Source organism: Lysobacter brunescens (genome assembly GCF_042677005.1).
GTDB lineage: Bacteria > Pseudomonadota > Gammaproteobacteria > Xanthomonadales > Xanthomonadaceae > Lysobacter_I > Lysobacter_I brunescens.
The window spans coordinates 61,031-81,092 of sequence record NZ_JBHTIF010000006.1 but is presented as its reverse complement, the minus strand read 5'-3'; the positions used below and the strand labels follow the sequence as shown (position 1 = coordinate 81,092).

The 20,062-nt window shown below is 64.1% G+C and carries 22 protein-coding genes and 2 tRNA genes; 19 read left to right on the top strand and 5 right to left on the bottom strand.

Annotated features, from left to right (window positions below; translation table 11 throughout):
- The first annotated feature begins 64 nt into the window (after window positions 1-64).
- The 5 genes from ACFQ0E_RS18510 (at window position 65) to ACFQ0E_RS18490 (ending at window position 2,532) form a co-directional block, all read left to right on the top strand.
- Window positions 65-433 carry a hypothetical protein gene (locus ACFQ0E_RS18510; RefSeq protein WP_386826389.1) on the top strand — a complete coding sequence of 123 codons (369 nt, stop codon included), beginning with the start codon at window positions 65-67 and terminating at the stop codon, window positions 431-433.
- A gap of 238 nt (window positions 434-671) precedes the next feature.
- Window positions 672-1,046, top strand: coding sequence for a GFA family protein (locus ACFQ0E_RS18505; protein ID WP_386826387.1), 375 nt, complete (start codon window positions 672-674; stop codon window positions 1,044-1,046).
- Window positions 1,047-1,134: 88 nt separating this feature from the next.
- Complete coding sequence (locus ACFQ0E_RS18500; protein ID WP_386826385.1) at window positions 1,135-1,350, top strand: hypothetical protein; 216 nt, start codon at window positions 1,135-1,137, stop codon at window positions 1,348-1,350.
- A 33-nt stretch (window positions 1,351-1,383) separates the two neighbouring features.
- Window positions 1,384-1,806 (top strand): DUF7684 family protein, encoded by a 423-nt coding sequence (locus tag ACFQ0E_RS18495; protein ID WP_386826383.1) that lies wholly within the window; start codon window positions 1,384-1,386, stop codon window positions 1,804-1,806.
- A 429-nt stretch (window positions 1,807-2,235) separates the two neighbouring features.
- On the top strand, window positions 2,236-2,532 hold the full coding sequence (locus ACFQ0E_RS18490; protein ID WP_386826382.1) for a hypothetical protein: 297 nt from the start codon (window positions 2,236-2,238) through the stop codon (window positions 2,530-2,532).
- A gap of 196 nt (window positions 2,533-2,728) precedes the next feature.
- Here ACFQ0E_RS18490 and ACFQ0E_RS18485 read toward each other — a convergent pair.
- Both ACFQ0E_RS18485 and ACFQ0E_RS18480 read right to left on the bottom strand, forming a co-directional pair.
- Window positions 2,729-2,805, bottom strand: a tRNA-Asn gene (locus tag ACFQ0E_RS18485).
- A gap of 71 nt (window positions 2,806-2,876) precedes the next feature.
- Window positions 2,877-3,443 carry a GspH/FimT family pseudopilin gene (locus ACFQ0E_RS18480; RefSeq protein ID WP_386826380.1) on the bottom strand — a complete coding sequence of 189 codons (567 nt, stop codon included), beginning with the start codon at window positions 3,441-3,443 and terminating at the stop codon, window positions 2,877-2,879.
- A 257-nt stretch (window positions 3,444-3,700) separates the two neighbouring features.
- On the opposite strand from ACFQ0E_RS18480, the gene uvrB reads away from it, so the two are divergent.
- The 3 genes from uvrB (at window position 3,701) to ACFQ0E_RS18465 (ending at window position 6,473) form a co-directional block, all read left to right on the top strand.
- Window positions 3,701-5,722, top strand: coding sequence for an excinuclease ABC subunit UvrB (uvrB, locus tag ACFQ0E_RS18475; RefSeq protein WP_386826469.1), 2,022 nt, complete (start codon window positions 3,701-3,703; stop codon window positions 5,720-5,722).
- Complete coding sequence (locus ACFQ0E_RS18470; RefSeq protein WP_386826378.1) at window positions 5,719-6,357, top strand: hypothetical protein; 639 nt, start codon at window positions 5,719-5,721, stop codon at window positions 6,355-6,357. The genes uvrB and ACFQ0E_RS18470 overlap by 4 nt, the downstream gene beginning before the upstream one ends.
- Window positions 6,358-6,398: 41 nt before the next feature.
- Window positions 6,399-6,473 (top strand) — tRNA-Val (locus tag ACFQ0E_RS18465).
- 257 nt (window positions 6,474-6,730) lie between these two features.
- On the opposite strand, the gene ACFQ0E_RS18460 is transcribed toward ACFQ0E_RS18465, so the two are convergent.
- From ACFQ0E_RS18460 to ACFQ0E_RS18450, 3 genes are all read right to left on the bottom strand, one after another.
- Entirely contained in the window at window positions 6,731-7,252 is a 522-nt protein-coding gene (locus ACFQ0E_RS18460) for a hemerythrin domain-containing protein (RefSeq protein ID WP_386826376.1), read from the bottom strand.
- 106 nt (window positions 7,253-7,358) lie between these two features.
- On the bottom strand, window positions 7,359-7,844 hold the full coding sequence (locus tag ACFQ0E_RS18455) for a pyridoxamine 5'-phosphate oxidase family protein (RefSeq protein ID WP_386826374.1): 486 nt from the start codon (window positions 7,842-7,844) through the stop codon (window positions 7,359-7,361).
- Window positions 7,845-8,681: 837 nt separating this feature from the next.
- The gene (locus ACFQ0E_RS18450; protein WP_386826372.1) at window positions 8,682-8,876 is read right to left on the bottom strand and encodes a hypothetical protein; all 195 of its coding nucleotides are present in this window, start codon (window positions 8,874-8,876) and stop codon (window positions 8,682-8,684) included.
- Here ACFQ0E_RS18450 and ACFQ0E_RS18445 point away from each other — a divergent pair.
- From ACFQ0E_RS18445 to ACFQ0E_RS18395, 11 genes are all read left to right on the top strand, one after another.
- Window positions 8,875-9,651, top strand: coding sequence for a ferredoxin--NADP reductase (locus ACFQ0E_RS18445; RefSeq protein WP_386826370.1), 777 nt, complete (start codon window positions 8,875-8,877; stop codon window positions 9,649-9,651). The genes ACFQ0E_RS18450 and ACFQ0E_RS18445 overlap by 2 nt on opposite strands.
- Before the next feature lie 258 nt (window positions 9,652-9,909).
- Window positions 9,910-11,172 carry a beta-ketoacyl-[acyl-carrier-protein] synthase family protein gene (locus ACFQ0E_RS18440; protein ID WP_386826369.1) on the top strand — a complete coding sequence of 421 codons (1,263 nt, stop codon included), beginning with the start codon at window positions 9,910-9,912 and terminating at the stop codon, window positions 11,170-11,172.
- Between the two features lie 2 nt (window positions 11,173-11,174).
- Window positions 11,175-11,975, top strand: a complete 801-nt coding sequence (locus ACFQ0E_RS18435) for a MaoC/PaaZ C-terminal domain-containing protein (RefSeq protein ID WP_386826368.1) — start codon at window positions 11,175-11,177, stop codon at window positions 11,973-11,975.
- Window positions 11,972-12,238: a phosphopantetheine-binding protein gene (locus ACFQ0E_RS18430; RefSeq protein ID WP_386826366.1), complete on the top strand. Its 267-nt coding sequence runs from the start codon at window positions 11,972-11,974 to the stop codon at window positions 12,236-12,238. Before ACFQ0E_RS18435 ends, ACFQ0E_RS18430 begins: the two co-directional genes overlap by 4 nt.
- A gap of 52 nt (window positions 12,239-12,290) precedes the next feature.
- Window positions 12,291-13,181 carry a diiron oxygenase gene (locus ACFQ0E_RS18425; RefSeq protein WP_386826365.1) on the top strand — a complete coding sequence of 297 codons (891 nt, stop codon included), beginning with the start codon at window positions 12,291-12,293 and terminating at the stop codon, window positions 13,179-13,181.
- Window positions 13,181-14,704: a phytoene desaturase family protein gene (locus ACFQ0E_RS18420; RefSeq protein ID WP_386826363.1), complete on the top strand. Its 1,524-nt coding sequence runs from the start codon at window positions 13,181-13,183 to the stop codon at window positions 14,702-14,704. The genes ACFQ0E_RS18425 and ACFQ0E_RS18420 overlap by 1 nt, the downstream gene beginning before the upstream one ends.
- Window positions 14,701-15,546 carry an alpha/beta hydrolase gene (locus ACFQ0E_RS18415; RefSeq protein ID WP_386826361.1) on the top strand — a complete coding sequence of 282 codons (846 nt, stop codon included), beginning with the start codon at window positions 14,701-14,703 and terminating at the stop codon, window positions 15,544-15,546. Before ACFQ0E_RS18420 ends, ACFQ0E_RS18415 begins: the two co-directional genes overlap by 4 nt.
- Window positions 15,547-15,654: 108 nt before the next feature.
- A complete protein-coding gene (gene fabG / locus ACFQ0E_RS18410; RefSeq protein WP_386826359.1) occupies window positions 15,655-16,392 on the top strand; it encodes a 3-oxoacyl-ACP reductase FabG in 738 nt (245 codons plus the stop codon).
- 38 nt (window positions 16,393-16,430) lie between these two features.
- Window positions 16,431-17,936, top strand: a complete 1,506-nt coding sequence (locus tag ACFQ0E_RS18405) for a phytoene desaturase family protein (protein ID WP_386826357.1) — start codon at window positions 16,431-16,433, stop codon at window positions 17,934-17,936.
- Between the two features lie 57 nt (window positions 17,937-17,993).
- Window positions 17,994-18,356 carry a ferredoxin FdxA gene (fdxA, locus tag ACFQ0E_RS18400; RefSeq protein ID WP_386826355.1) on the top strand — a complete coding sequence of 121 codons (363 nt, stop codon included), beginning with the start codon at window positions 17,994-17,996 and terminating at the stop codon, window positions 18,354-18,356.
- Between the two features lie 54 nt (window positions 18,357-18,410).
- A complete protein-coding gene (locus tag ACFQ0E_RS18395) occupies window positions 18,411-20,057 on the top strand; it encodes a phytoene desaturase family protein (RefSeq protein ID WP_386826353.1) in 1,647 nt (548 codons plus the stop codon).
- The last annotated feature ends 5 nt before the right edge of the window (window positions 20,058-20,062 follow it).

Here is a 20,062-nt window from a genome sequence, read left to right as displayed (position 1 = left end):
CGTTCGTCTTCGCAATTCGACATGGCGTTGAGGCGCGACACAATTCGGGTATTGGATCATGGGCGTGAGCGCTGACGTCGACCCGATCGTCATTGATGCTTGGCGGAAGACTTGTCAGCCGCATCAAAGGCTGCGCTGCGTCCTCCGGATGACCCATCGGGTGGCCGGTCTCTGCTTCATTGCCATCTGCTTCGCGGCTATCGGGTCTGACACCATCAAGAATAGCGGCTGGTTGGTGCATGCCATTGGTGTCAGCCTGGTTCTGATCGTGTTGGCCATGATCTGGAACAACATCCTTGTCGGGCGACCTCGCTGTCCCAAGTGCAACGAAGTGGTCACAGGCTGGCTTGGGCCGCATGGCTTCACGATTGCGCATCCGGAAGCGGAGCAATCATGCGGATCCTGCCACGCGTGGCTCATGCAGCCGAAGTAGCAAGCAATTCGCAAGGCGGGCTTGATTTCGCCCTGCAAAAGCAAAAGCCGGTGCGGTCAACCGCACCCTATTGCACGGCTTTTCCGTTTGGGCGCGACGTGCGAACAATGCATCGCCATCCGTACTCAGTCACCGTCATCCTGGCGCAGATTCGTGGCGACGCGCATGTGGCTGCGCTAAGCTTGCACGATGGCATCGCCATTCCCGGTGAAGCCGGTTCGCGTATCGGGTCGAGAGCATGTCCATGCAGACGGTCAAAGGGTCCTGCCATTGCGGTGCGGTAGAGTTTGAAGTGGACCTGATCGATGTTCACGAGAACATCCGCCGTTGCAATTGCTCCATCTGCAGTCGCAAGGGCGCGATCATGGCCGGAGTGACGCTGGACCGCCTTCGCGTCGTCCGGGGCGCGGACAAGCTGAGCCTGTACCAGTGGAACACCCGGATCGCCAAGCACTATTTCTGCAGCATCTGCGGCATCTACACGCACCATCAGCGCCGCAGCGTTCCGACCGAGTACGGCTACAACCTCGCCTGCATCGAAGGCATCGACCTGACGGCCATCGGCCCGATCGGCGCCAGCAACGGGGCCTCGCAGTCGCTGGTCGAGCCCTGATCCGTCGTTCGACGTGCCTTCGCTTTCAGCTTTTTGAAATGCCACGCTCTGTGGCGCCGCTTCCATCAGACGACACGTGTCATATCGTATGATCGATCAGTTTTTGAACGCTTGGCAATTCAATGTCTGGCTCGGCCTGGCCAGCCTCGGCGCAGGCCTGGTGGTCGTGGCGCCGTGTCTGCTGGTTCCGTCCTGGCGTCGCAGGATTCTTCGGTCGGACGTGGACATCGAGGGCGTCGACCTCATCGCCTTGACGGTCCTCATCGTCGCCATCGGGTGCTACAACTACTTCAGTGGCCGCTGATCGCGGTGGACATATCGGCCGAGCATTGCGCGCATGACCGAAACACCCCACTACCTCCACCTCCCACCCGGCAGCCCGCTGCCCGACATCGGCCACCTGTCGCCGTTCCGCGCGTTGGTCATCATCGAGGCGCAGGTCGAGAGCGGCTGGCAAGGGAAGGTCAGCGACTGGCTGGTGCAGTCGGGCTGTCTCTACATGATGGCCTGGGGGCACGACTGCACGACCTGGGACGATTCGGTGGACATCGCGAATCTCGAAGCGTTCGACTATGGTGACATTCCGGATGAATGCGATGTGTTCACCACATGGCACGCGGATGAGTCGCTGGGCGAAGTCTTCGATTTCTGCAAGCGGCATGCGAGGCATCCGGTGGTGGACTTGCCTCGCGTCGTGCTCGTGCACGTCGCACTGCACAGTGACGCGACGTGCATGATCGAGGCGTACGCTGCTGCCTGAGATTGAATGGTGGGCTTTCGGTTTGCGCTAGTCGCGGGCTTGGTGTTGTGCGATTCCGGTCATGACCCTGGACTGGCTTCTCACTTGGTCACAAATACGTAATGCGGGGCTGAGCCCGCCCTGCAAAGGCAAAAACCGGTGCGTGAACCGCCCCTGTTCGAGGATTGATGCGTCTGCGCGCGATGCTCGACAGATTCGCCTCGCCGGTAATCATTGATCGTCATCCCGGCGCAGGCCGTAATCCGTTCTGATCGGCATTGCCTGCATGAGTCCTCACGCGATGCGCCCCGCTTTGCAGGATCGATCGTGACGGGAGTAGCATCCGTGATGGCGGACTCGGGTGGATGCGAGTCCATGTCAGCATTCAAGCCGAAGTCGTCTTGCGGAGCGGCCTGACACTGTGGGAGTTTCATGCCGAACGCATCTGACTTGAACCTGCCCGCGCGCGTGTCGATCGCGGCGCTTTTCTTTCTTGGTCTTCTCGGTGGCACCTTGATCGTTGCCTATTCGGGCTATGAGACTTCGCCCCGCCGCGGCGGGACGTCGGTTTTCGTCCCGGCACCGGAGGCCTATTTCATCGCGGCCATCATGTACGCCATGTCCTGCCTGGCGATGCTCGCGCTGCTGCGCAACCGAAGCAAGTCGCTGGCGTGGTCGGCGGCGGCCGTCTTTGCCTATCCCGTGCTTGCCTGGATCTTCGTGCAGGCTGTCGGCGCGCTCCGGTGACGCTCGCTTGTCGCTCATCCGCCGGAATCGAATCTGTTCTGCGCCCGGCAGCGGACTTGCACGCTTTGATGCCATGCATGATCCCTGATCGGTGACATCCTTCTCGAATCCGGGGCACTTCTGCCGCATCGGTCCGGAAAGCCTGAGGATCGCCCAAAAGAAAACCCGCGACTCTCGTCGCGGGTTTTCCGGAAGATGGCGCCCGAAGTTGGACTCGAACCAACGACCCCCTGATTAACAGTCAAGTGCTCTAACCGGCTGAGCTATTCGGGCGGGGAGGCGTATCTTAATGGGCTGCGTCGGCGCGATCAAGCGTCCGGAGACACGGAAATGATCCGGTGTCGTCACAGCCCCGCGACGCAGGCGACGGCGGGGGCGGCTTCGGCGCGATCCCGGCGCAGGCGGCCGCCATTGGCGAGGATCAGGCGCTCGGCGTCCTGCGGGCCGCGCCGGTCGCAGAGGGTGAACGTGGTGTTCGACCCGGTATTGCTGCCGTTGGCCAGGTAGATCACGCGGCTGCGGCCGAGGGTGCCGTGCAGGCCGACGCCCCGGGGCAGCGCGGGTTCCTGGCGGACCAGGCGCTCGCCCGGCCCCCGCTGGCGGTCGCGGTTCTCGTCGATGAACACGATCCAGCCGTCGCTCCAGTCGATGCCGCCGCTGCAGCCGCCGGCATCCCCTGCGCAGACGACCACCTGGCGGCCCAGTACGGTGGCGTTGCGCTGGGCATCGAACAAGGCGGCGGTCAGGGCCGAGCGTGCGGACACCGACTGGACCCGGGCAACGGCGTGGGTCACGCCCGGGATGGCGATGCCGAGGACCAGGGCGAGGATGGTCACGGCGATGAGCAGGTCGAGCAGGGTGAAGCCGCGCTGGGTGCGGCGGGGCAGGTCGAGGCGGGGCAGGGCGGACATCGGGCGGCTCCGTGTGGGTGTGGAATGCCGGCAGTCTCGCGTCGCCGGGCCGCCACGGGGATCGGTCCGCAGCCTGCCTGAGCGTAGGAAAACCCCGCATCCGCTGCTGACAGGTCCTGCCATGGCGGGCTGTTATCCTCTCGGATTGCCTTGTCGCCTGCTGCCGAATCCCCCCGATGACCGACGCGAAATCCGCCCCGAAGCCCGATGCGACGACCGACGGCGCGACCGAGGCAGTGATGGGCCGCCCCCGCACGATGTCCGACGCCCCGTTCCAGCTCGTCGCGCCGTACGAACCGGCCGGCGACCAGCCGCAGGCGATCGCGGCCCTGATTGACGGCTTCGAGGGCGGCCTGGCGCGGCAGACGCTGCTGGGCGTGACCGGCTCGGGCAAGACCTACACCATCGCCAACGTGATCCAGGCCGTGCAGAAGCCGACCCTGGTGATGGCCCACAACAAGACCCTGGCGGCGCAGCTGTACGGCGAGTTCAAGGCGTTCTTCCCGCACAACGCGGTCGAATACTTCGTCAGCTACTACGACTACTACCAGCCGGAGGCGTACATCCCCTCCAGCGACACCTTCATCGAGAAGGACAGCTCGATCAACGAGCACATCGAGCAGATGCGCCTGTCCGCGACCAAGGCGCTGCTGGAGCGCCGCGACGCGATCATCGTCTGCACGGTCTCGGCGATCTACGGCCTGGGCGATCCGAACGAATACTTCCGCATGGTCCTGCACATGGTGCGCGGCGAGCGCATCGACCAGCGCGAGTTGATCCGCCGGCTCACCGAGATGCAGTACAGCCGCAACGACACCGAGCTGCGACGTGGTACATACCGCGTGCGCGGCGAGGTGATCGACGTGCACCCTGCCGAATCCGACAGCGAGGCGCTGCGCATCGAACTGTTCGATGGCGAGATCGAGCAGTTGACCCAGTTCGACCCGCTGACCGGCGAGAGCGTGCGCAAGCTGCAGCGCTACACGATCTACCCGAAGTCGCATTACGTGACCACGCGGCGCACCGTGCTGGAGGCGATCGAGGCGATCAAGGTCGAGTTCCGCGAGCGCAGCGAACAGCTCTACGCCGCCAACAAGCTGGTCGAGGCGCAGCGGCTTGGCCAGCGCACGCAGTTCGACCTGGAGATGATGGCCGAGGTCGGCTTCTGCACCGGTATCGAGAACTACTCGCGGCACCTCACCGGGCGCATGCCGGGCGAGGCGCCGCCCTGTCTGTTCGACTACCTGCCGCCCGATGCGTTGCTGGTGGTCGACGAATCGCATGTCACCGTTCCGCAGATCGGCGCGATGTTCAAGGGCGACCGCTCGCGCAAGGAAACCCTGGTGGAGTTCGGTTTCCGACTGCCGTCCGCGCTCGACAACCGCCCGCTGCGCTTTGAGGAGTGGGAAGGCCGTGCGCCGCGCACGATCTTCGTCTCGGCGACGCCCGGCAAGTACGAGCTGGAGAAGTCGGAAGGGCAGGTGGTCGAGCTGGTCGTGCGTCCGACGGGCCTGGTCGATCCCGAGGTCGAGATCCGTCCGGTGGGCACGCAGGTCGACGATCTGCTCGGCGAGATCCACGAGCGCGTGGCGATGGGCGATCGCGTGCTGGTGACCACGCTGACCAAGCGCATGTCCGAGAACCTGACCGAATACCTCGGCGACCACGGCGTGAAGGTGCGCTACCTGCACTCCGACATCGAGACCGTGGAGCGCGTGGAGATCATCCGCGACCTGCGCCTGGGCGTGTTCGACGTGCTGGTGGGCATCAACCTGCTGCGCGAAGGCCTGGACATGCCCGAAGTGTCGCTGGTCGCGATCCTCGATGCGGACAAGGAAGGCTTCCTGCGTTCCGCCGGTTCGCTGATCCAGACCATCGGCCGTGCCGCGCGCAACGTGCGAGGCAAGGCGATCCTGTACGCGGACAGCATCACCCGCTCGATGCAGGCCGCGCTGGACGAAACCGGGCGCCGTCGCGAGAAGCAGCTCGAATACAACGCGGAGCACGGCATCGTGCCGACTTCGATCCGGCGCCAGATCATGGACGTGATGGAGGGCGCGCGCGCCGAGCCCGCGCCGGGCGAGAAGAAGGGGCGCGGCAGGACGCAGCGCGTGGCCGAGCCGGTCGAGGATTACGCCGCGATGTCGCCGTCGCAGGTGGCGGCGAAGATCGCGGCGCTGGAGCAGACCATGTACCAGCACGCGCGCGACCTGGAGTTCGAGGACGCCGCGCGCGTGCGCGACCAGATCCGCCAGCTGAAGGAAGCGAGCCTGGGATGAGCCCGGCTGCGCGCCCGGGCGAGATGCCGCGCTGGGGCTGGCTCGGCGCGCTGTGGCTGCTGGTCTACCTGCCGATCTACCAGTCCGCCTACGGCGTGCTGAACTTCCTGTTCCTGTGCAACATCGGCGTGATCCTGACCGCGCTGGCGCTGATCGTGCGCAGCCGCCTGCTGGTCTCCAGCCAGGCCGTCGCCGCGCCTGTGATCGCCCTGGCCTGGCTGGTCGACGTCGCCTGGAAGCTGCTGACCGGCGAATTCCTCTACGGCGGCACCAGCTACATGTGGGACCCGCAGTACCCGCTGCCCGCGCGGCTGCTGTCGCTGTATCACGTCGCCTGGCCGCTGCTGCTGTGGGCGGTCCTCCGCCGCAGCGGCTACGACCCGCGCGGCTGGCCGCTGCAGGCGGTGATCGCCGCGCTGGCGATGCTGGCCGGCCGCTGGCTGGCCCCCGCCGCCGACAACGTCAACTTCGCCTGGACCGATCCCTTCTTCGGCCAACAGCTCGGCCCGCCCGCCCTGCACCTGCTGGTCTGCTGGGCGGTGCTGGCCGGCGTGGCCTACGGCGCCACCCACTGGGCCCTCGTCAGGCGGTTCTCTGCCGGGGGTGGTTCCGTTACGCAAAGACCGGTGCTATGATTGCCGCCCTTCCGGGACGCGGCACTGACGCACCCCAGAATGGGCGGTTAGCTCAGCGGTAGAGCACTACCTTGACATGGTAGGGGTCACAGGTTCGAACCCTGTACCGCCCACCAATTGAATCGATGGTTCGAGCATTGTTTCAGGCCATCGTTTGATTGCAGTCTTCCGGACCTCCGGAAGTACACGAAAAAAGCCATCCTCCTGCGAGGGTGGCTTTTTTGTTTCCGGTGATCGCTCGCGCCCTGCATCATCACGAACCTCGGTGACCGATATCCGCTTCGGCAGGCTCGAAAGCCAAGGGGGAGCGGGTCCCCGTCCCTTGCGAAGCGGTGATGCAGGGCGACCTCCGCGCGATCCGTACTGCAATCGATCAACTCGTGAGCGACTTGATCGCCGACTTCACCTGCGTCTTGCCTTTCTCGCCGGCGATGACCAGCGAGGCCGCGCTGGAGTTTTTCCATTCCTCGTACTGCTCGTCGAACGCAGCGAGTTCTTCGGAGGTGAACAGCTTCCGCGCCATCTTGAAGAGGGTGGATTCCTCCTCCTTCGCATGATGGTCGATCAATTCGCCGAAGACCTTGACCCGGCCGGCGAATTCCGGGGTGTTCGTCGCTGCGGCATGCACTTCGGGCATCACCACGTCCTCGACCGCATGATGCTCGAGCACCGCCTCGGCATGGGCCTTCAGGCCGTCGCGGTTCGCGCGTTCGGCGAATGCCGGATAGAACACGGCTTCCTCCCACTTCGCGTGCGGCAGCAGGTTGGCTTCGATCGATTCCAGCAACTGCGCGCGTCCCTTGGCGGCGCGGTCGGTGGTGTCGTTGATCTCGGCGAACAGCTCGCGCAGCGCGTCGTGTTCGTTCTGCAGGGTCTTCAGGATGTTGCGTGGCATGGTGGATCTCCGGAGTGGGGGGGGCGTGCGCGATGCGCGCATGGAAGGGATGTCGGGCGGGGTGTCGAGGATGGAATGGCTGCGGGGGCGTGTGGTCGCGCGGGCTTCAGCGCAGGTCGAGGTGCGCGACCTTGTCCTCGTAGCTGCGCTTGGGGTCGATGCCGAGCAGCAGTTTCACGCCGGCAAGGAAACTCGAATCGTTTTCCCAGACCTGTGCGTGAGCGGGCTCGAAGCGCAGCAGTCGCAGCGTGGGGTCGTCCTTGCCGTGCTCGTACCATGCGGCGACGAAGGGATTCCAGAGCCTGTCGACGATGGCGGGGTCGGTGTCGACCCGCAGTCGTCCATGCAGGGTGGCGAAGATGCCGTGATCCTTGGCCGTGAACGTGGCGACGCCTTCCGCGCCGGAGTCAGGCAGAAGTTCGACCAGATGGTTGTCGGCGGAGGTGAAGAACCAGATGTCGGATCCCGGTGCTTCGAACTGAGCGGTCATCGGGCGCATGTGGCCGTCGTCCGCCCCGTGGATGCCGAGCATGACGGTGCGATCGGACTTGATGCTTTTCCACAGTGCCTGTTCCAGAGCTGCTTGCGACATGGTGTTCTCCATTGCGGGGGATGTCGAAGCGGAGCGTGTCTCCGTCTTCGACATGGTCGACGCAAGATGCATGCCTGTGCGGAGCGCAGGCGGATCCGTGCCCGGAGCGTCGATCTGTCATGCGCCTTGCAAGATGCGCACCGTGATCTGCAATGCGGAGGCCATGGCGACATGTCCAGGGGGAGAAAGCACACCATGGCTGGCAAGCACGAGCGCCGGTGGCGCACATCGAACGCGCGCGCGGGATGAGTGCGGCAGCACGGATGGCGAGTGCAAGGTCGGAAGTGCAACCGATCAGGGTGCGTTGGCAGCGGATAAGCCCCGGAGCCGTCGGCGCGTTCCGTACGTAGATGGATGGACTCCAATGGCCATCCCGTTCATGCCATGTCGGTCTTCCGCCGTGAGGCGCATCTGAAAGACCGGCATGCCTGCGTTCGCAGACGCTGAGATCACAGTCGCTGAACCTCATGAATCGAGTCGCGCTGCATCAAGTACAAGGAGCCGTTTGCATGCCATTGGTCGCATGTCATCGATTTCATGGCCGAAGATCGATGCCTGATGCGTTTCGGGGTGGTGGTGCATGCAGGATGTGTGATCGTGCGAGATGAAATGTGAGACGAGCACACATGTCATATGTGCGTTGGATGATGGCGAGGGCATTCGATCCTGTTGCATCGAATGGATACGCGTAGGTATGTAACAGTTTGTGTCGTCGAACATCACAACATGTGTGTGCGCGCTTGCGCATACACAGATGTAGTGAGGTCGAACCGGCTGTCGGGCGCATGCCGTTCGATGTGGTATTTGAAATATTGCTCTGATAGAGTGCGCCGCTCATCAAATTTGCTTGGAAGCAATTGGATGCAATGGAAATGCGTGAAGGGCGCTGCGAAGCCAGCGTTCCCCGATGAAATCAAGAGTGCAGAGCTGTTGCGTGCGGACGTTTTCGTCGTTCGTGCGGATGCGCAGCACATGCCCTGGCGTGGCCTGCATCGATGTGATGCGGATCTCATGATCGAGCGTCGTTGACATGGCGGCGATCAGGGAAGAAGAAGTCCGCAGCGTCCATCACTGGAACGAGAGTCTGTTCAGCTTCACCACGACGCGATCCCCGACGTTCCGTTTCGAGAACGGACACTTCGTGATGATCGGGCTCGAAACGGAAGGTCGTCCGTTGTTGCGGGCCTACAGTCTGGTGAGTCCGAATCATGAGGAACACCTCGAATTCTTCAGCATCAAGGTGCCCGGTGGCCCACTGACATCGCGCCTGCAGCACCTGCAGCCGGGCGATCGCATCCTCGTCAGCAACAAGCCCACAGGTACGCTGGTGTTGTCCGATCTGCGGCCGGGGCGCGTGCTTTACCTGCTGTCTACCGGGACGGGGCTGGCGCCTTTCATGAGCCTCATCCGCGAGCCGGAGACGTATGCGGCCTTCGAGAAGGTGGTGCTGGTGCACGGCGTGCGCAGGATCAGTGATCTGGCCTACCGGGATTACATCGAGAACGAGTTGCCGCAGCACGAATTCTTCGGCGAAGACGTGCGCAACAAGCTGTTGTACTACCCCGCCGTCACGCGCGAGCCGTTCGTCCACCAGGGACGGATCACGCAGCTGATCGAAAGCGGAAAGTTGTTCGAAGACCTCGGCTTGCCGCCGCTTTCCCCGGACACCGATCGCGCCATGATCTGTGGTGGTCCCGAAATGCTTTCGGACCTGCGGGCTCTGCTCGATGCCCGCGGGTTCTCGATCTCGCCGGGACTCGGCCAGCTCGGCGACTATGTCGTCGAGCGCGCATTCGCGGAGAAGTGACCGATTCCGGAACAACGATTGCCGGAACGGTTGCCCGATGATTCATCGGGCCGGTGTCCAGACGCATTGCCTGTGTCGCATTGAACGCAGCGGATGATCTTGCTCCGCGCCGTCATCGCGGCCGCCCCGGACTCGCTGCCGGGTTGTTCTATCGCTGAGCCGAGAGGTCGGCAAGGCCATTCATTCATGTCGCCCGGATCGTTCCGGCGTGACGCAACGCTGGATCGCAGGACAGGAAGATCAAGGAAGACCATGGACATGCCCGTTTCCAACTCGCCCCGCCGCGTCGTCGTGACGGGCTACGGTGCGATCAGCTCGCTCGGACAGAACGCCGACGCCATCTGGGATGGCATCATGAATTACCGCGTCGGCTACCGGAAATACGATTTCGACGACGCCAGCATCCATGCGCGGTATTTCGGATTCATCGACGACTTCGGTCGTGATGCGATGCGCCCGTTCTCGAAGAAGATCTCGAAGATGCTGCCGCTGTTCGCCAAGTACAGCCTGGTGGCGGCGGACGAAGCGATCCGGATGGCATTCGGCGACACGCGACTCGACGATGTCGTTTCCCCGTTCGATCGCGGGGTGATCCTCGGTACCGGCTGGGGCGGCCTCGACACCGCGAACAGCAACAACAACGAGTACCGCGAGCACGGCATCACCACTTCGTTCGCGACCGTCATGTCGATGTGCAACGCGGCCACGGCCGGCATCACCATGAACTGGAATTTCCGTGGCGTGCAGAACAGTCCGGTGGCTGCCTGCGCCACCGGGACGATCGCGATCGGCGAGGCGTACGAGGCGATCCGCAGCGGCCGCGCGAAGATCATGCTCGCAGGCGGCAGCGAGTCGCTCAAGGAGCAGTTCAACGTCTGGTCGGTGGATGTGATGCAGGCGCTGAGCAAGGAGCAGGACGAGGTGCGCCGGGCCTGCTGTCCCTTCAGCAAGGGGCGCAGCGGATTCGTGCTGTCGGAAGGCGCAGCCGTCCTCTGCCTGGAGGACTATGAAGTGGCCCGCGCGCGAGGCGCGCGGATCCTCGGCGAGATCACCGGCTACGCCAACTATTCCGACGCCTACGACATGACGGCTCCGGCGGACGACATGCAGGCGCGCGTGCGCGTGATCCGCGAGGTCTGCAGCCAGGCCGACGTGGCGGCGGAGAACATCGACTACATCAACCTGCACGGCACCTCGACGCCGCTCAACGACGTCAACGAGACCAATGCCGTGAAGGAAGCCCTGGGCGATGCCGCCTACGGCATCCCGATGTCCAGCACGAAGTCCTACACCGGGCACCTCATCGGCGCCGCCGGTTCGCTTGAGGCGGTGTTCTGCCTGAAGGCGATCGAGCATGGCGTGGTGCCGGCCACCATCCACATGGACGAGGCCGACCCCGATTGCGACCTGAACTACGTGCCGAACGTGCATCTCCAGGACCAGCGCCTCGACAATGTGCTGAACCTGAGCTTCGGCTTCGGCGGCGCGAATGCGGGCGTGATGATCCGCCGGGCGAACTGACCATGCAGATGCAGTTCGACGCCGACGACATCGAGGCCTGGGCTGTCCTGTCCGGAGACCGCAACCCGATCCATTTCGACCGCGACGCTGCGCGCCGGATGGATGCGGCCGATGTCGTCGTGCACGGCATGCTGGCCCTGCTGCCGATCAAGCAGCGCCTCGGCCGCAGCGCCTCGGGCGAGGGCTGGGTGCAGTTCAAGGCGCTGCTGAAGGCGCCGGTGCTGCGCGACGCTCCGGTGGCGCTGTCGGTCAGCGATCGCAATGGGCGCGTGACCTTCAAGCTGGTGCCGGAAACCGGCGCCGCGGACCACGTCATCGGCAATGTGCGCCGCGTCGATCCTCCGGACTGGTCGTCGGATGCGGAACGTCATGCGCTTCCGGCCGAAGAGGTCGATGCCTGGCTGCAGGGTTTCCGCAGCGGGCTGGGCGAAGGCTACGACGACTGGGTCGCTCTCGATGCGATGGTGTTCGGCGACTTCATCCGCAACCGGATCGGCGAAGTCTTCGATCGGCTGGGACCCGAGCTTCGTCTGGAGCAGCGACTGGAGCGCATCGAGTCGCTGACTTCGCACCTGCTGGTCCAGACCAGCCACCAGATCGCCTTCTGCGGCTCGCTGCACGCCCTGGGCGACCTGCCGCCATCGATCCATTACCAGGTCGACAACATCGACCTGATCGAAAGTCCCGGCGAAGCCGTCGGCACGCTGGACCTCGGCGTCCACGTGCAGGATCGCCATGTCATGACCATCACCCTCGGGCTGATGGTGAAGAAACTCCAAACCATTGAGGACGACAAGCCATGAGTAATGTTGAGAATGTGTTCCAGGTGGTCAGCGACCTGATCCTCGAACTGAAGGACGTCGACGAGGATGGCGTGACCCTGGACACCACGATCGAGTCGCTGGCGCTGGACAGCCTGGACTTCGTCGAGCTGCAGCTGGTGGTCAAGAAGAAGGTCGGCGTCGCGCTGGATCCGCAGGCCTTCGCGAACCGCGCGATCGCGACCCTGCGCCAGCTCTGCGAATACGTCGTCGAAATCAAGGAAGCGGACGCGGTGCCGGCCTGATCGCGCCGCGTCGACTGCCATCCCACGAACCGCAACGCAAGGAAGAAATGTCATGCAGGCCACGAGCGTGCTCACCATTGCTGAATCGAGGGTCGAGAAGGTCAGGAACCTGAGCCAGACTTCGCATCAGCGCACGATGGACCATGCCACGGTGCTGCCGTGGGATCAGGACATCGACCGCAGCCTTTTCCCCAAGGATCCCGAGCACATCTGGATCAAGGGCACCCCGTACTTCGACGCGCTCACCGCAGACCAGCAGCGGGAACTGGCGTGGATCGAGACCGCGCGCGACATCTCGATGTTCATCTGGCTGGAACAGACGATCCCGCCGCTGTACATGGGCTACGTCACGAAGTTTCACGACCGGATTTCGCCGGAACTGCAGGAATACCTGATGGTCTTCTCGAAGGAGGAGATCGTGCACACGCTCACGTTCAAGCGCTTCATGGACAAGGCCGGCCTGAAGATGTTCGCGCCGCCCGTCGGGCTGTACGAACTGTTGACCGAGACCCTCCCGAAGATGCCGCCGGCCGTGGGCGTGCTGTTCACGCTGCTGATCGAGTGGGTGGCGGAGATGAGCGCGATGCATACCTCGCAGGGCGAGGGCGTCGAGCCGATGACCCGCACCATGTTCCGCGAGCATCACTACGACGAGGCGCGTCATATCGCCTTCGGTCGATGGATCAGCGAATCCTTCTTCGAGAACGCCAGCGAGGAGGAGGCCGAGCAGGTGCGCGCGATGTCGCGCCGTATCTTCCCGCGCCTGATCGACATGTTCACCTACAACCCTGAAGTCGCGCTGCACACCTCGTTCGCCTTCCCGATCCAGCCGAACGAGATGGACAAGATCGAGCAGGTGTGGCGTTCCGAGCACAATGCCCGGCTCAACGAAAAGCGCTTCGCCGAAATCTACGCCTGGGTCGACAAGCTGAAGCTGCGCTGATGAGCGAGGAGCGCTGGGACGCCATTTTCGTCGGCGCCGGGATCACCAGCCTGGCCTGTGCGGCCATGCTGGTGCAACGGCATCCGGGCCTGCGGCTGTTGCTGATCGACAAGCACATCGTCGCGGGCGGATACGCCACGACGTTCGCCCGTGCGCGCGTCGATGCGACGTTCGACTGTAGCCTGCACAAGCTCAGCGGCATGAACGAAGGTGGCAATCTCATCCGCATCCTCCGCGACCTCGGGCTGGGGGAATCCCTGGGCCTGGTCTATCCGGACGACTACTTCTGCGCGTACCACGCTGGCGAAGCGATGGCCCTGCCGAACGATGCCGACGAAGCCGAAGCTCTGTTGCTGTCGCGCTTCCCGCACCAGGCCGAGGGGATCGCGACCTTCTTCGAACAGGTGCGCACCCATGGGCGCAACGGCTACTACCAGTTCCAGATGCTCGACGGCAGTTTCGAGCCGGACATGGCGCAGCTGCGCTACGCGCATCGAAACTTCAAGCACAAGACCGTGCGCGAGGCCCTGCGCGAACTCTTCGACGATCCGTACCTGATCGAGATCCTGGCGGCGCCCGGGATCTATGTCGGCGGCTATCCGGAAGACCTCGGCTACCTCTACTACCTGCACGTGGTCTACGCCACGCTCAACCGGGGCAATGCCTATGTGACCGGTGCGTCGCAGCGGCTGTCCAACCTGCTGGCGCAGCGGGTGGTGGATGCCGGCGGCAGGCTGATGCTCGGCACGCGCGTCGAGGCGGTGCTCACCGGCGAGGATGGTCGCACGCGCGGCGTGCGCACCAATCGCGGCACGTTCCATGCCGATCAGGTCTACATCAATGCGTCGCCGCATTATGCGGTGCGCAACCTCTTCGCCGAGGATGTCGACCTCGGCCAGACCGTCGAGAAGCTCGCCGCGCTCAAGCCGGCGCGTTCGACGACGACCGTGTATCTGGTCACCGACCGCGCACCGGGCGAACTGGGCTTGCCGCATACCGAGTCCATGCTGTTCGCGGACATGCCCGGCGATTCAAGCGACCTGCGCATCGCCGCCGAGCGCGCGGGTTTCCCGGATGCCGAGTCCGAACAGGCCTTCTGGCGCTGCTCGCCGATGGAAGTGACCAACTACCATGCGCTGGATCCGGACGGCGGACATGTGGTCTGCCTGAACGTGCTGGACAGCATCGCGCATTGGCCGCAGCGCCGGACGCCGGCGTACCGGGCGAAGAAGGTGCGCGCCTGCGATGCGCTCGTCGAGCGCCTGCTGTCGCACGTGCCGGACCTGCGTGGTCACGTGGTGCACACCGAAGTGGCGACGCCGCATACGTACGTTCGATTCACCAACAACACCGATGGATCGGGGTACGGCGCCATGGTGGGCACCGATCTCAGGGGCCACGTCTTCCACCACGGATTTCCGGTGGCTGGCGTGCACTTTCTCAGCGCATGGGTCGCTGGACCCAGCTACGAAGCGGCCTTCGGCTATGCCGAGATGAAGGCCAGGCAATGGAAACGGGCATGAGCACTCCAGACCACTCGACTTCGGCGCTCGGCGTCGCCATCTCCAAGCTCTTCATCCGGGTGATGTTCCGCCATGTCCAGGGCTGGAAGCAGGACCTGCCGCCGCATGCGGACGCCTTCGTCGAGCAGGGGACGGACGGGAGCCGGCTTGAGGGCGCGATCCTGCGGACCTCGGCGCAGAAGCCGCGCGGTGTCGTGATGCTGTGCCATCCGTTCCTGAAGTACGGGATGCACTATTTCTTCGAGAACCGGATCGACAGCGAGCTGCTCGCCCACGGCTACCACGTGGTGGTCTTCAACTTCAAGGGATTCGGGCGAAGCACCATCGATGGCCATGCCTTCGCCGACGACGTGCTGTCGATCGCGCGACGCGTGAGTCGTGATTTCCAGGGACTTCCGATCCATCTTCTCGGCTGCTCCTTCGGTGGTTATCACTTGTCGCATGCGCTTGCGCGCGACGCCAGTCCGTTCGCATCGGCCGTACTCGACAGCGTGCCGGTGACGGTGCGCAGCTATTTCACCCGGGGCATGCTGCGTCACGCCATGCACTGGATCAGCGGCAGCCGACTGGCGGTGCCGACCGGCACGTGCGCGATCGATGCGTCGCTGCGCCATGTGCGCGGCCTGCCGATCGCCTACCTCCACGGTCTCGACGACCGCTATATCCCGGTCGACAGCGTGCAGTCGCTCGCGCGGCAGTGCCAGAACATGCAGACGTTCGCGTTCGAGGGATGCAGGCACCTGGAAGGCCACAAGAAGCATCGCGGCCGCTATTTCGAGACGATCCTCGATTTCTACGCGCGGGTCGAGCAGGACAGGCGCAGCGCGACGGCAGTGGCGTAACGGCAATGGCGTAATGGCAGTGGCTTAACGGCGCGCCAGAAGGCCCATCAGGACAGAACGATCAGGACATCGGCAATGGAAGCATCGGCAATGGAAGCAGGCAACGCAATGGCGAACAAATGGGTGCTGGTGACGGGCGGCAGCCGTGGCATCGGCAAGGGGCTGGTGACGGCGCTGGCCGAGGAAGGCTACACGGTTGCCTTCACCTACCAGTCTTCGGCGGAAGCGGCGGGTCGGCTGGAAGCGGAGATCGCTGCAGCTGGCGGCAAGGCGCAGGGTTTCGCCTGCGACGGCCGCGACCACGCCTCCGTGGAGCGCGCATGCGCACAGATGGTCGACACGTTCGGCGAGCCACACGCGCTGGTCAACAACATGGGCATCACGGGCGACCAGCTCATGTTCAACTTCGACGTCGACCGCTATCGCGACGTGATCTCGACCAATCTCGATTCGGCGATCTACTTCAGCACCTGCCTGACGCCGGTGATGGCTTCTACGCGCGCGGGCAGGATCCTGCACATGTCGTCGGTGACCGGCCTCAAGGGCAACAAGGGGCAGGTCAGCTACGCCGCGACCAAGGCGGCGATGATCGGCATCACGCGGACCATGGCGGTCGAGCTCGCGCGGTTCAAGATCACAGTGAATGCCATCGCGCCCGGATTCATCGCGACCGAGATGGTCGACCAGATCGATCCGGCGATCCGCAAGTCGATCACCGACGGCATTCCGCTGAAGCGTCTCGGCCAGGTGCGCGAAGTCGCGGCCCTCGCCAGCTTCCTGCTGTCGCCGAATGCCGGTTACATCACCGGTCAGACCTTCGTCATCGACGGCGGCCTGACGGCCTGAGCTGTGCGATCGGCGACCACGCGCGCAGGAGCGATGCGATGAGCGAACAATACGATGCGGTCTTCATCGGCGCCGGTCTGGGTGCGCTGTCGGCCGCGAGCATCCTGGCCCAACGCGGGCGCAGGGTACTGGTGGTGGACAAGCACAATGTCCCCGGCGGATACGCCACGAATTTCAAGCGCAAGGATTTCACCTTCGACGTGTCGCTTCACTCGTTCGACGGTGTCGTGCGCGGCGCGGAGTCCTTCAAGGTCATCGAACAGTGCGGTGTCGCGGACAAGGTGGAATTCCTCCATCACCCCACGCTCTACCGCTATCGGTCGCAGGATGTCGACATCACCGTCGGTCACCGCGACCTGGAGGGCTACAAGCGCGAGCTGTATCGCTGTTTCCCGGACGAGGTGGAGAACATCGATCGCCTGTTCGCCGAGTCCCAGCGCAACTACCGCGACCTCTGCGGCTTCCTCTACCACGAGCGCCCGTTCTGGCTGCGGTTCCTGTCGACGCCGTTCATCTATCCGCGCGTGCTCAAGTACGGGCACGAGACCGTGGACCACTACTTCTCGCGGTTCACGAGCAACGAGCGGCTCAAGGAAGTGCTCTCGGCGCAGTGGAGCTATTACGGCCTGCCGGCGAAGGATCTCGCGTTCGGTTACTTCTCCTATCCCTTCATTGATTACCTGCAGAACGGCGGCTATTCGATCAAGGGCGGCTCGCAGGCCCTGTCCGATGCGCTGGTCGAGGTGATCGAACAGAACGGCGGGCGCGTGGAGCTGGCGTCGGACGTGAAGCAGATCCTGGTCGAGCGCGGCCGTGTCGGAGGCGTGGTCACGCGCAGGTCCGGGATGGTCCGCGCGAAGAACGTGATCGCCAACATCAGCCCGCACGCGGTGGTCGCGCTCGCCGGCGAAGGACATTTCCGACAGAAGTACCTGGCCAAGCTGCGAGAACTCAAGCTCTCGATCTCTGGCTTCCAGGTCTACCTGGGCCTGAACTGCCCGCTGTCCGAGCTGGGTGTCGGCCCGGAGGAATACATCCATTTCTTCGCGCCGCCCAAGAGCCAGCGCGAACAGTTCGCCCACATCCAGGCGGGCGAACTGCATGCCGACAACACCAGCTGGTCGATCAACTACTTCTCCAACGTCGATCCCACTCTGGTGCCGCAGGGGAAATCGAGCCTGGGCCTGTTCACCCTCACCGGTGCGAGCGACTGGCATGCGTTGCAGAAGCTGGACTATCGCAGGAAGAAGCGGGCGCTGACCGACCTGCTCATCGACAACGCGTCCAGCGTGCTGCCCGGTCTGCGCGACCGCATCGAGATCTGCGAAGCGGGTTCGCCGCGCACCCTGACCAAGTTCACGCACAACCCGGCGGGCGCGATCTACGGCTTCGAGCAGAACACGAAGCAGTCCGGCCTGTTCAACCGCTTCCCGCAGAAGTATCCGGTCAAGGGCCTGTACCAGGTCGGCGCATGGACGTTCCCCGGTGCCGGCTTCATCGGGACGATGCTCTCCGCGCGCCTGCTCGCGGACCGGTATTTCTGAGCGACACCCTCCAGTCAACGCCTTCCAGCCAACATCGAATCCAGCAAGAGAATCGCCATGACCTACGTCGTGACAGAACACTGCATCCAGTGCCGCCACACCAACTGCGTCGACATCTGCCCTGCCGACGCCTTCCACCTGGGCCCGAACTTCATCGCGATCAACCCGCAGGAATGCGTCGATTGCGGGCTGTGCGTGCCGGAATGCCCGGAGGAGGCGATCCTGCCGGAGAACGAACTGGATGACGGCAACCGTCATTTCCTCGCGCTCAATGCCGAACTGGCCGAGCAGTGGCCGGTGATCCTGCAGCGCATCCCGGCCTTGCCCGATCACGAAGCCTGGCGCGGGCGCAGCGGAAAGCTGGCCTTCCTGCAGCGGGACGCCAACGCGCCGGCCGGCGAAGACGCCGTCCACGCCTGAGCACCGCACGCGGCACGCCATCCACCGCATCCTCATTCACGGAATCGAAGACCCATGCAGACCCCTGATCGTTTCAAGACCCTCGACCGCGACCGGTTCGACGTCATCGTCGTCGGCGCCGGCATCGGCGGTCTCACCGCTGCCGCCACGCTCGCCAATCGCGGCAAGCAGGTGCTGGTGCTGGACATGCACTACGAGATGGGCGGCTGCGCGACGGTCTTCCATCGCAAGGGCAAGGACTACGAGTTCGACGTGGGCCTGCACTACATCGGCGACTGCGGCCGCGAAGGCCTCATTCCGCGCATCCTCAAGGGGGCGGGGATCGACTACGACGAGATCGATTTCCTGGAGCAGGATCCGGAAGGCTTCGACACGCTCTGCTTCCCGGACTTCCAGTTCGGCATCCCGCGCGGCTATGCGAGGTTCCGCGAGAAGCTGCTCGCGGAATTCCCGCAGGAGCGCAAGGGCATCGACCGCTACTTCCGCATGCTCCAGCAGGTGTGGGATTTCATGGGCATCCATTCGCGGCCGATCTCCGCCCTGTGGGTGCTGCCGCGTTCGTGGATGCTGATGCGCCACGCCAAGTCCACCGTCGAGCAGTTCCTCGACACCTGCACCCGCAACGAGAAGCTGCGCGCGATCCTGACCGGCCAGCTCGGCGTGTACCACCAGCCGCCGAGCCGCGCGACGATGGCCGGCCATGCGGCGGTCGTGAACCACTTCCTGCAGGGCTCGTATTACCCGTCCGGCGGCGGCCAGCTGTTCTCGGACAAGCTCGGTGCCGTGGTCGAGCGCAACGGCGGCAAGATCCTGCTGCGCACGAAGGCCGAGCGCATCGTGGTCGAGAACGGCCGTGCCGTGGGCGTGGAGTTCACCAACAAGCACCTGGGCCGACGCGTGGTGAAGGCCCCGGCGATCATCTGCAACGCCGACCTCAAGCACACCCTGCTGGGCCTGATCGGGCGCGAGCACCTGAAGCCGGAAACCGTGCGCCGTGCCGAGACGTTCGAGATGTCGCCGGCCATGGGTGTGGTCTACCTCGGCGTGGACATGGACCTGAAGGCCATGGGCCTGAAGAACACCAATTACCGCATCTATCCGGGCTACGACTACGAGAAGGGCTACAGCGACATCTTCGCCGGCCGCTTCCCGGAGCATCCGCACCTGTTCATCGGCAACGCGACGATGAAGGATCCGCACAATCCGGCGATCGCGCCGCCCGGCATCTACAACCTGCAGTTGATGTCGGCGGTGCCTTCTGACCCGGCGAGCTGGGGCCTGACCGCAGCCGAGGTGAAGGACGGCAGCTATCGCGACAATCCGGTCTACCTCGCGAAGAAGGACTGGTACGCGAAGCAGTTGATCGAGATGGCGGAGCGGGTGATTCCCGGGATGTCGAAGCACATCGTCTACCAGGAAGTATCGACGCCGTTCTCGGTGACCCGCTTCATCGGTTCCGAAGGCGGCACGTCCTATGGCCTCGCGTTCACGCCGGAGTATTTCCTGCACAACCGTCCGGGCACGAAGACCGATGTGAAGGGGCTGTATCTGTGCGGTGCGTCGACGCGCACCGGACACGGCATCTTCGGCGCGATGACCGGCGGCGTGGAGGCTGCGGCTGCGGTCGCCGGCAGCAAGCTCCGCTACGAAGTGATGGACGGGGTGAAGCGCGCCGAAGCGGCGCAGCCGGTCGCGGCATGAACGGC

What these genes read in the sequence shown, in the direction of transcription:
- ACFQ0E_RS18470 (WP_386826378.1), top strand. Translation starts at nt 5,719, where the DNA reads ATGAGCCCGGCTGCGCGCCCGGGCGAGATGCCGCGCTGGGGCTGGCTC.
- uvrB (WP_386826469.1), top strand. Translation starts at nt 3,701, where the DNA reads ATGTCCGACGCCCCGTTCCAGCTCGTCGCGCCGTACGAACCGGCCGGC.
- ACFQ0E_RS18460 (WP_386826376.1), bottom strand. Translation starts at nt 7,252, where the DNA reads ATGCCACGCAACATCCTGAAGACCCTGCAGAACGAACACGACGCGCTG.
- ACFQ0E_RS18405 (WP_386826357.1), top strand. Translation starts at nt 16,431, where the DNA reads ATGAGCGAACAATACGATGCGGTCTTCATCGGCGCCGGTCTGGGTGCG.
- ACFQ0E_RS18495 (WP_386826383.1), top strand. Translation starts at nt 1,384, where the DNA reads ATGACCGAAACACCCCACTACCTCCACCTCCCACCCGGCAGCCCGCTG.
- ACFQ0E_RS18430 (WP_386826366.1), top strand. Translation starts at nt 11,972, where the DNA reads ATGAGTAATGTTGAGAATGTGTTCCAGGTGGTCAGCGACCTGATCCTC.
- ACFQ0E_RS18395 (WP_386826353.1), top strand. Translation starts at nt 18,411, where the DNA reads ATGCAGACCCCTGATCGTTTCAAGACCCTCGACCGCGACCGGTTCGAC.
- ACFQ0E_RS18435 (WP_386826368.1), top strand. Translation starts at nt 11,175, where the DNA reads ATGCAGATGCAGTTCGACGCCGACGACATCGAGGCCTGGGCTGTCCTG.
- ACFQ0E_RS18500 (WP_386826385.1), top strand. Translation starts at nt 1,135, where the DNA reads ATGATCGATCAGTTTTTGAACGCTTGGCAATTCAATGTCTGGCTCGGC.
- ACFQ0E_RS18455 (WP_386826374.1), bottom strand. Translation starts at nt 7,844, where the DNA reads ATGTCGCAAGCAGCTCTGGAACAGGCACTGTGGAAAAGCATCAAGTCC.
- ACFQ0E_RS18415 (WP_386826361.1), top strand. Translation starts at nt 14,701, where the DNA reads ATGAGCACTCCAGACCACTCGACTTCGGCGCTCGGCGTCGCCATCTCC.
- ACFQ0E_RS18440 (WP_386826369.1), top strand. Translation starts at nt 9,910, where the DNA reads ATGCCCGTTTCCAACTCGCCCCGCCGCGTCGTCGTGACGGGCTACGGT.
- ACFQ0E_RS18425 (WP_386826365.1), top strand. Translation starts at nt 12,291, where the DNA reads ATGCAGGCCACGAGCGTGCTCACCATTGCTGAATCGAGGGTCGAGAAG.
- ACFQ0E_RS18445 (WP_386826370.1), top strand. Translation starts at nt 8,875, where the DNA reads ATGGCGGCGATCAGGGAAGAAGAAGTCCGCAGCGTCCATCACTGGAAC.
- fabG (WP_386826359.1), top strand. Translation starts at nt 15,655, where the DNA reads ATGGCGAACAAATGGGTGCTGGTGACGGGCGGCAGCCGTGGCATCGGC.
- ACFQ0E_RS18505 (WP_386826387.1), top strand. Translation starts at nt 672, where the DNA reads ATGTCCATGCAGACGGTCAAAGGGTCCTGCCATTGCGGTGCGGTAGAG.
- fdxA (WP_386826355.1), top strand. Translation starts at nt 17,994, where the DNA reads ATGACCTACGTCGTGACAGAACACTGCATCCAGTGCCGCCACACCAAC.
- ACFQ0E_RS18420 (WP_386826363.1), top strand. Translation starts at nt 13,181, where the DNA reads ATGAGCGAGGAGCGCTGGGACGCCATTTTCGTCGGCGCCGGGATCACC.
- ACFQ0E_RS18450 (WP_386826372.1), bottom strand. Translation starts at nt 8,876, where the DNA reads ATGTCAACGACGCTCGATCATGAGATCCGCATCACATCGATGCAGGCC.
- ACFQ0E_RS18480 (WP_386826380.1), bottom strand. Translation starts at nt 3,443, where the DNA reads ATGTCCGCCCTGCCCCGCCTCGACCTGCCCCGCCGCACCCAGCGCGGC.